Raw genomic sequence first — 8,051 nt, 5'->3', positions numbered from 1 at the left:
TGTGAGGCGTTGAGCTAACCAATACTAATTGCCCGTGAGGCTTGACCATATAACACCCAAACAATTTGGCTGTTAGACGGAAAGTCGACAAACAGACCGAAAATCTGCACGAACACGCAATACCGATTCATCACATACCCGATTGGCTGCAGCGGCTAAACCCCGAGGCAGCAACTGAATTGCTTGACGACCATAGAGCGTTGGAACCACCTGATCCCTTCCCGAACTCAGTAGTGAAACGACGCATCGCCGATGGTAGTGTGGGGTCTCCCCATGTGAGAGTAGGTCATCGTCAAGCTCCTTTCCCAAACCCCCGACCCGCGTAAGCTGGTCGGGGGTTTGCTTTTGGGCTGAAGAAATATCTATCGAAACAGCCAAGGCTGCTTCCGGCTCGGCGTGTAGAAGGGATGGCCGAATAGTGCGGGCGGCAGGCCGAGGTCGTGCAGGTTGTTCTGGAGCGCGTCTGCCTGCGATCTATCAAGAGTCGCGGTAATGCCTTCGGATAGCGCCGATGCTGAAATCAGCCGTTGCCGTTTTCTGTTGACGAACGGTTGCGCGACAAGCCGCGGGACGGTTTGCCCTCTGGTGGCTATGAGTAGGCACCCAGCAGATCGGGTGCCAACGACAACATATCGATAGTCCCACTCGGTCGTGCACTGCTACTGAGTGTCGTCGTCTTCGTCCGACTGACAGCTCACAGCGGCGTCTGCCGCTCGTTTAGAATGAGTGCTTTGCTCGGATATTTGCTATGCCGGAATCGGCTGCTACGCCAGGGCTTGATAAGGTTCCGCTCGAGCAGTTAGTCGCTTGCCCTGAATGTGATTTGCTGATGCTCAAGCCGAACCTCAATCTCGGCGAGGTTGCTGAGTGCCCTCGTTGTGGTTGTGAGCTGTTTCGCTTGCGGCATCGAATCGTCGGACCTGGGCTGGCGTTGGTGCTCGCTGCGTTGCTGTTGTACTTCCCGGCCAACTTCCTACCCATCATGAGACTGAATCTGCTCGGTCGGGTTACTGACGATACGGTCTGGAGTGGTGTGCTCAGTCTGTATAACAGCGGCATGCAAGGTATCGCCGTGGTGGTGTTTCTCTGCAGCATGGCTGTGCCGCTACTTAAACTCCTTTGCCAGCTCGCTGTATTGCTCTGCATTGCGGTTGATCGGGCGAAGCCATTGGGTATGCTGCTCTACCGGACGTATCACCATCTACGTGAATGGGGGATGCTGGAGGTTTACCTGCTCGGCATTCTGGTGTCGATCATCAAACTCAGGGACATGGCCGAACTCAGCCTGGGGATCGGGCTGGCGTGCTTTGCCGGTCTGCTGGTCGTTCAGGTCTGGCTGGAGTTGGTGATGTCGCCGCACCAGGTCTGGCAAGCGTTGTCGGAGCGCCGCGATGCGCGCCGCTGATGCTGGGTTGATGGTTTGCCACGAGTGCCATCAGCTCAACCGGGCGGACGCCGGTCAGCGTGATCAGCGATGCGTCCGCTGCGGTGCACGCGTGCATATGCGCAGACCCAACAGCATCGTTCGAACCTGGGCGCTATTGATCACTGCAGCTCTGCTCTACCTGCCGGCGAACCTGCTGCCGATCATGACGGTACGCATGCTGGGCAGTGGCACGCCGGACACAATCATGTCTGGCGTCGTGACCTTGGCCAAGCACGGCATGTTTCCAATAGCCGCCGTGGTGTTCATCGCCAGCATTCTGGTTCCCACGTTCAAACTTGTTGGAATCGCGATGTTGCTGTTTTCAGTACAGCGCCACCATCCAATGTCGCCGCGCCAACGGATATTGGTTTTTCGCTTTATCGAGTGGATCGGACGCTGGTCCATGCTCGATATTTTCGTCATCGCCATTCTGGTGGCGATCGTCAATTTCGGCAGCCTCGCCAGCGTCGAAGCGGGCTTCGGCGCGATAGCCTTTGCCAGCGTAGTCATCCTGACCATGTTGGCTGCGATTACATTTGACCCTCGTCTGATCTGGGATAACACGGAATCCGGGAACAAGCATGACTGACCTGCCACAAGCCAATACTCGCCCTGCCTCCAGCTGGTCGGCCATCTGGATTCTGCCTCTGATCGCACTGGCTATCGGAGCGTGGCTCGCCTGGCAGGCCTATAGCGAGCGAGGCATCCACATCGAGGTGGTCTTCGAGAGTGCCGAAGGGATCGAGATCGGCAAGACGTCGGTGCTCTACAAGGGCATGACGATCGGTGTCGTGCGTGATCTGCGTCTAGGCGACGATGAGCGTCGGCAGGTCGTTGTCGCGGACATCGAGATGAACAAGGACGTCGATGGCTATCTACGCAGCGGCACGCGCTTCTGGCTGGTCAAGCCCAGTGTGACGCTAGCCGGGATTACCGGGCTGGAGACTCTGGTGTCGGGCAACTACATCGGTATCAGCCCTGCTGATGGCGAGACAACGCGGCGCTTCGTTGCGCTGGCGGAAGAGCCGCCGATGTCCGACAGCCGCATCGGCCTGCACCTGACGCTCAAAGCCGAGCGCCTTGGCTCGCTGAATCGCGGCAGTCCGGTGTTCTATCGGCAGATCCAGGTCGGACAGGTGAAGAACTACGTGTTGTCCGAGGACGACAGTACCGTCGAGGTGCAGTTGTATATCCAGCCGGAGTACGCCCATCTGGTGCGCAAGCACACGCGATTCTGGAATGCCAGCGGCGTCACCGTGGATGCCGGTCTAACGGGGGTTAAGTTCCGTACGGAGTCTCTGGCTAGCATCGTCGCCGGCGGTATCGCCTTCGCCACGCCATCTCACCGCAAGGACAGCCCTGCGACCGATCCGAGCATCCCGTTCCGGCTCTACGAGGACTTCGATGCGGCCCAGGCGGGTATCAAGACGCTTGTATCTCTGCAGGATTTCGATGGGCTACAGGCCGGCCGGACCCCTGTCATCTACAAGGGTATGCAGGTCGGTCTGCTGAAGAAGCTGGATATAGATTCCGACCTCAGCGGCGCACAGGCCGAGCTCTCCATCGACCCGCTATTCGAGGATTATCTGGTCGAGGACACGCAGTTCTGGGTGGTCAAACCGTCGGTTTCGGTTGCCGGGATATCCGGGCTCGAGGCCTTGGTGCGCGGCAATTACATTGCTGTTCGGCCCGGCGAGAAGGGCGCAGAAGCCAGGCGCAACTTCGTCGCACGCGCCAAGGCACCACCGCTGGACATACGCTCGCCCGGCCTTCACCTGGTACTGACGGCGGACAACCTCGGTTCGCTGGATGTCGGCAGTCCTGTGCTCTATCGCCAGGTACGGGTTGGCTCCGTGCAGAGTTACCAGTTCTCGCGCGACCAGCAGCGGGTCGTAGTTGGCGTGCACATCGAGCAGCCCTACACCGACCTGGTGAACAGTTCGAGCCGGTTCTGGAATGCCAGTGGCATTTCCCTTACCGGAGGGCTTTCCGGTATTGAGGTACGCAGCGAATCGCTGCAGAGCCTGCTGGCCGGGGGCATCGCATTCGAGACGCCGGAGCCGCAAGCTCCGGCTACCAGAAAGGTGCCCCGATTCAAGTTGCACAAGGATCGGGACAGCGCAATACGGCGCGGTACCTCGATAGAGATTCGTCTCAATCGCGGCGACGGCCTCGTTGCCGGCACGCCGATCCGCTACAAGGGGCTGGAGGTCGGCGAGGTTGACAGTGTGACGCTTAGCGACGACCTCGGACACGTCGTGCTGCGGGCCCGGATTACCGCCGCAGAGTCGCGAATTGCTCGTGCTGGCACTCAGTTCTGGGTCGTACGGCCCGAGCTTGGCCTCATGCGCACCGCCAATCTGGATACGCTGGTCAGTGGTCCCTATCTTGAGGTTGCTCCCGGCAAACCAGGTGCGGCCGCTCAAGCGCATTTCGTGGGCCAGGAGCGTGAGCCGCAGAAGGCTGGTGAAGGGTTCGCCTTGGTCCTCAGCGCTGCGCGTTTGGGTTCGATCAAGCCAGGCAATGCGGTCACCTACCGTGAGGTGAAGGTCGGTGAGGTGACTGGCTACGAGTTGGGGCAGACTGCCGACCGCGTGCTGATCCGCGTACTGATCGAGCCACGCTACGCTGCATTGGTGCATACCGGCAGCCGGTTCTGGGAAACCAGCGGGTTCGGTGTCGACTTCAGCCTGTTCAAGGGCGCCAGCGTGCGTACCGACTCGCTGGAATCGCTGATCGAGGGTGGCGTTGCCTTCGCCACCCCTGATGGTGAGCAGATGGGGCGCCGCGCACTACCGGGACAGACGTTCGCCTTGTTCAAGGAGCCGCAGGAGGAATGGTTTGGCTGGGCGCCGAAGATCGAGCTGGGCCGAGCGGAGGCCGGTGAATGACCGGGCGGCGGCATGTGGTCGAGAGGCTGCTTAGCTGCAGCGCCGCCGACCACCATTTCTGCGAGATATACATAAGGAAAAGGCCCCGTCGGGGCCCTTTTTCGTTGCGGTGAGATCAGGCCGGTTCTTCGGTCCGTTGGGCTGAAGCAATGTGCTCGCTGGCGATCGGTTCGCGGCGGCTGATGTATTTCCAGTCCGCCTCGTCGATGTAGATACCGGCCGGCCCGCTGCCGCCCTCCAGGTCGATGGCGACGTGCGCGGAGACCTGTGGCTTCACCGACGCGAGGATCGGCACGAAGCCCAGCTGCAGGCTGGTTTCGATCAGCGCCTGCTGGTTGCGCTCGTCGATGTCAGCCGCCTCGTCGAGGTAGTAGGGCAGGCGGATGCGCCCGGCCTGCTCGCGGTCCATCAGGTGCAGCAACAGGTACATGTTGGTCAGCGCCTTGATGGTCATGGTGGTGCCGTTGGACGCCGCACCGTCGATGTCGGTGTGGATAACCGGCTGGCCGCCAACCTTGGTGATCTCGAACGCCAGCTCGAATAGGTCTTTCAAGCCCAGCTGGTTGTTGTTCGCCGCCACCAGCCGCGCCAGATACTCCTTGGCTTCCTCGTTCTTCGCGTCCTGTTCGGAAGACTGGGACAGATCGAACACCGAGAGCGTCTCGCCTTCCTCGTATTGCCCGGCGCTGTGGATGATCTGATCGATGTGCTTGAGCGCATCCTTGTTCGGCGCCAGCACGATGCGGAAGCTCGCCAGGTTGGAAACCTGACGCTTGTTGATCTCGCGGTTGAACAGCGCCAGCTGGTGTTCCAGGCTTTCGTAGTCGCTACGGATATTGCGCAGCGTTCGAGCGATGTCGGTGACCGCGGCACGGCGCGCCTTGGCCAGGGTCAGCGCCTCGTCCTGACGGTGGGCGTAGGCATTGACCAGCAGCTGCAGGCGGCGCTCGGGGTCTTCCTCGCTATCGAACTTGGCTACGCCCTTCAGGCGCACCTGGGCATACAGCGCCTCGATCTGGCCGTCGACGCGCTGTAGCGCCTGCCAGCTGTCCTGGTAGTCGTTGAGCAGCGGCAGCAGGTTGTCCAGCGAGTCGTCCACCGGGTCCATGAAGGGCGTGCCGAACGGCAGGTTCGCCGGTAACAGCTGGCGGCGGCGCAGGGCGTCCTCGAGCGTGCGTTCCTTGGCTTCCAGATCGGCCAGCTGACGGCCGACCAGCTGCAGCTTGGCGGACAAATGCTGCACGTGCTCGGCGAAGGCGTCACTGGTGCGCTTGAGTTCTTCCTGGGCTGCTTCGGCCTGGGCCAGCTGTTCCAGCTTCGCCGGCTCCTCGGCGGCCAGGGTCTGGCTGCGGCGGAAATCCTCCAGCGCTTTCTGCGCATCCAGCACGGCCTGGTACAGCGCCTCGGCCTGGGCCTTGCTCGCGGCGCGGTCGACCGCCACGGCATGCTGGGTCTTGAGCTGCTTGAGTTCGCGCTCCAGGCGATCCTTCTGGTCGCGCAGGGCGGCACGGTCGGCCAGAGCCTGCAGCGCAGGTGGCTCAATATGCGAGAGGTCGATGGACAGGCCCGGCACCGAGAAGGTATCGCCCTTGAAACGATCCAGCACCGCTTCCACGGCCTTGACCCACTCTTCACCCTCGGCGGTGATGCCTTTCTCCCCCAGCGGCAGGCTGAACAGCTGGCCGTTGAACAGGCGCATCAAGCGATCCACATCGGCCTGGGAAAACTCCTCGCGCAAACGCGAGTAGCTGTTGTTGTCCGCATGGTCGAGTTGCTGCTTGACCGACTTCAGGCGCTTTTCCAGGTCGCGCAGACGTTCGTCGAGGTCCTCGCTGGAGAACTGGCGGGACTGCGCCAGCGCACCGGCCAGTTCGTCGTGGGCATCTTTGGCGGCGAGCAGCTGCTGCTCCAGCACATGGGCGTCTTCGACCAGGGCGAAACGGTTCTTCAGCACCGCCAGCTCGCCTAGCCAGCGCTGGGCTTCGCTGATCTCGCGTTCCAGGCGCATCAGTTCGCCGGTCGAGCCGCGTTGTTCGTTCTGCAGGCCGTCCTGCTCGCGGCGGTAGTGCTCGGCCTGGATCACCAGCTCTTCCTTGCGCGCATCGGCGTAGTCGTGCCAGGTACCGAGCAGGTTGTCGAGCAGCGGCGACAGGCGATGCAGCTTGCCGCGCAGCAGCTCGCGCTGGGCGACACCGGAAGCCAGCGCTTCGACCAGCGGGCCGGCGGCGACCAGTGCCTGGTAGTCCTGCTCCATGCGGCGCACGTCGCGGAAGGCTTCTTCGGTGGCTGCGATGTAGTCGACGCTGCCCGAGCGCAGGCTGTGCTCGAAGGCATCGAGGAACAGCTGCTTGAGCTTCGCTGCGGTGATTTCGCGCATGTGCAGCAGGTTGATAAACAGCGCGCGGAAGGTCTTCAGGCTCTGCTCGCTGGTCGAGCGCAGCGGGATCAGCGTCATGTCCAACGGGATCGAGGTGTGCCCGCCGACCAGCAGCCGGCGCAGCTCGTCCGGCTTGGCCTCGTAGGCCTTGATGCCGGCGCGTTCGAGATTGGCGAACAGCTCGCGCTGGCGCAGGCAGGTGCCGTTCTGCTGGTAATGGTCCAGATCCAGCGAGCCCTGGTAGACGAAGAACTGGTGGCCGAAGCCGCCGCCCGGGCCGCGACCGGCCACGCCGATCACATGCGGGCCGTGGGGCAGCATGACTTCCACCAGGATGTAGCTGGTGTCGCTGGCGAAGTAGAACTTGCGTGACTGCTCGAGGCTGTACTTGCCGAAGCTCATGTCTGACATGCGCGCCAGGATCGGGAACTGCAGCGCGTTGATCGACGCGGACTTGCCGAGGTTGTTGGCGCCGTAGACCGACAACGGGTTTTCCAGCGGGAAGATGCCGAGGCTGTAGCCGGCGGTGTTCAGCAGGGCGAAGCGGCGAATGCCGTAGCGTTCCTGGCTCATGCTTCAAGCTCCTTTTCTGCGGCAATGGCGCGGGCCAGGGCGTCTTCTTCGGATTCTTCGATGGGGTCTTCGGCGGTTTCGTCGATGAGGATGATTTCGTCCTCGTCGTCTTCCTCGGCGATCAGCTCCGGCGCTGGCAACGGCAGGTCGCTGCTGTGCAGGCTGGCGGCCAGGTCGCGGTCCTGCTGCACCGACAGGCAGACGTCGAGGAAGCGGTGCATCGGCGGCAGGAAGCGGTAGATGCCATTGCTGTCCTCGGCGAAGCCCAGCTGCGTCAGGCGGCGGATGACCTTTTCTTCCAGCTCTTCCTGCGTGGTGACTTCGGCCTGTAGGAACAGGTCGCGGTACTTGTCCAGCAGTGCCGGCAGTTCATCGCGACCGAGGCTGCCACCGTCGAGCACGGCCAGCGGATCGCGACCCTGGTCGGCCAGGTGCTCGACGAGGATGAAGGTGAACAGCGCCAGGCGCTGGGCGGTCTTGTTCACCTGCGCGCCCATCTGCTCGGGGACGAAGTAGTAGAAACCGCGCGGATCGCAGACCAGCTCGAAGCCGAGTGCCTTGAACAGCGCGCGGTACTGGTCCTGCATGTTCGACAGCTGCGCGTAGGGCTCCGGCTCGCTGCGCGACAGGTGATAGCCCTTGAACAGCTCGCGGAAGATCGGCGCCAGCTGGGTCATTTCCTTGAGGTCGATGTTCATAGATGTGGCTCACAGGCAATCGTAGGGTGGAAAACGGCGCAGCCTTTTCCACCGGAAAGTTCGGTGTCAGCGGTGGACAAGCAAAG

5 protein-coding genes and 1 rRNA gene are annotated in these 8,051 nt (G+C 62.0%); 4 read left to right on the top strand and 2 right to left on the bottom strand.

Features of this window, described 5'->3' with window-relative positions:
• Nucleotides 1-182: 182 nt before the first annotated feature.
• The 4 genes from rrf to BM275_RS16185 all read left to right on the top strand — a co-directional run bounded on the left by rrf (nt 183) and on the right by BM275_RS16185 (nt 4,317).
• Nucleotides 183-298, top strand: a 5S ribosomal RNA gene (gene rrf / locus BM275_RS16200).
• A 450-nt stretch (nt 299-748) separates the two neighbouring features.
• Nucleotides 749-1,405: a paraquat-inducible protein A gene (locus BM275_RS16195; RefSeq protein WP_090522303.1), complete on the top strand. Its 657-nt coding sequence runs from the start codon at nt 749-751 to the stop codon at nt 1,403-1,405.
• On the top strand, nt 1,392-2,015 hold the full coding sequence (locus BM275_RS16190; protein ID WP_042927444.1) for a paraquat-inducible protein A: 624 nt from the start codon (nt 1,392-1,394) through the stop codon (nt 2,013-2,015). The genes BM275_RS16195 and BM275_RS16190 overlap by 14 nt, the downstream gene beginning before the upstream one ends.
• Nucleotides 2,008-4,317, top strand: coding sequence for a PqiB family protein (locus BM275_RS16185; RefSeq protein ID WP_090522301.1), 2,310 nt, complete (start codon nt 2,008-2,010; stop codon nt 4,315-4,317). Before BM275_RS16190 ends, BM275_RS16185 begins: the two co-directional genes overlap by 8 nt.
• Before the next feature lie 115 nt (nt 4,318-4,432).
• On the opposite strand, the gene mksF is transcribed toward BM275_RS16185, so the two are convergent.
• Both mksF and mksE read right to left on the bottom strand, forming a co-directional pair.
• Nucleotides 4,433-7,267 carry an Mks condensin complex protein MksF gene (mksF, locus tag BM275_RS16180; RefSeq protein WP_090522299.1) on the bottom strand — a complete coding sequence of 945 codons (2,835 nt, stop codon included), beginning with the start codon at nt 7,265-7,267 and terminating at the stop codon, nt 4,433-4,435.
• A complete protein-coding gene (gene mksE, locus BM275_RS16175; RefSeq protein ID WP_090522297.1) occupies nt 7,264-7,965 on the bottom strand; it encodes an Mks condensin complex protein MksE in 702 nt (233 codons plus the stop codon). The genes mksF and mksE overlap by 4 nt, the downstream gene beginning before the upstream one ends.
• Nucleotides 7,966-8,051: the final 86 nt, after the last annotated feature.

Source organism: Stutzerimonas kunmingensis (genome assembly GCF_900114065.1).
GTDB classification, from domain to species: domain Bacteria; phylum Pseudomonadota; class Gammaproteobacteria; order Pseudomonadales; family Pseudomonadaceae; genus Stutzerimonas; species Stutzerimonas kunmingensis.
The sequence above is the reverse complement of the archived record's forward strand: the minus strand, read 5'-3'. Positions and strand labels throughout refer to the sequence as shown.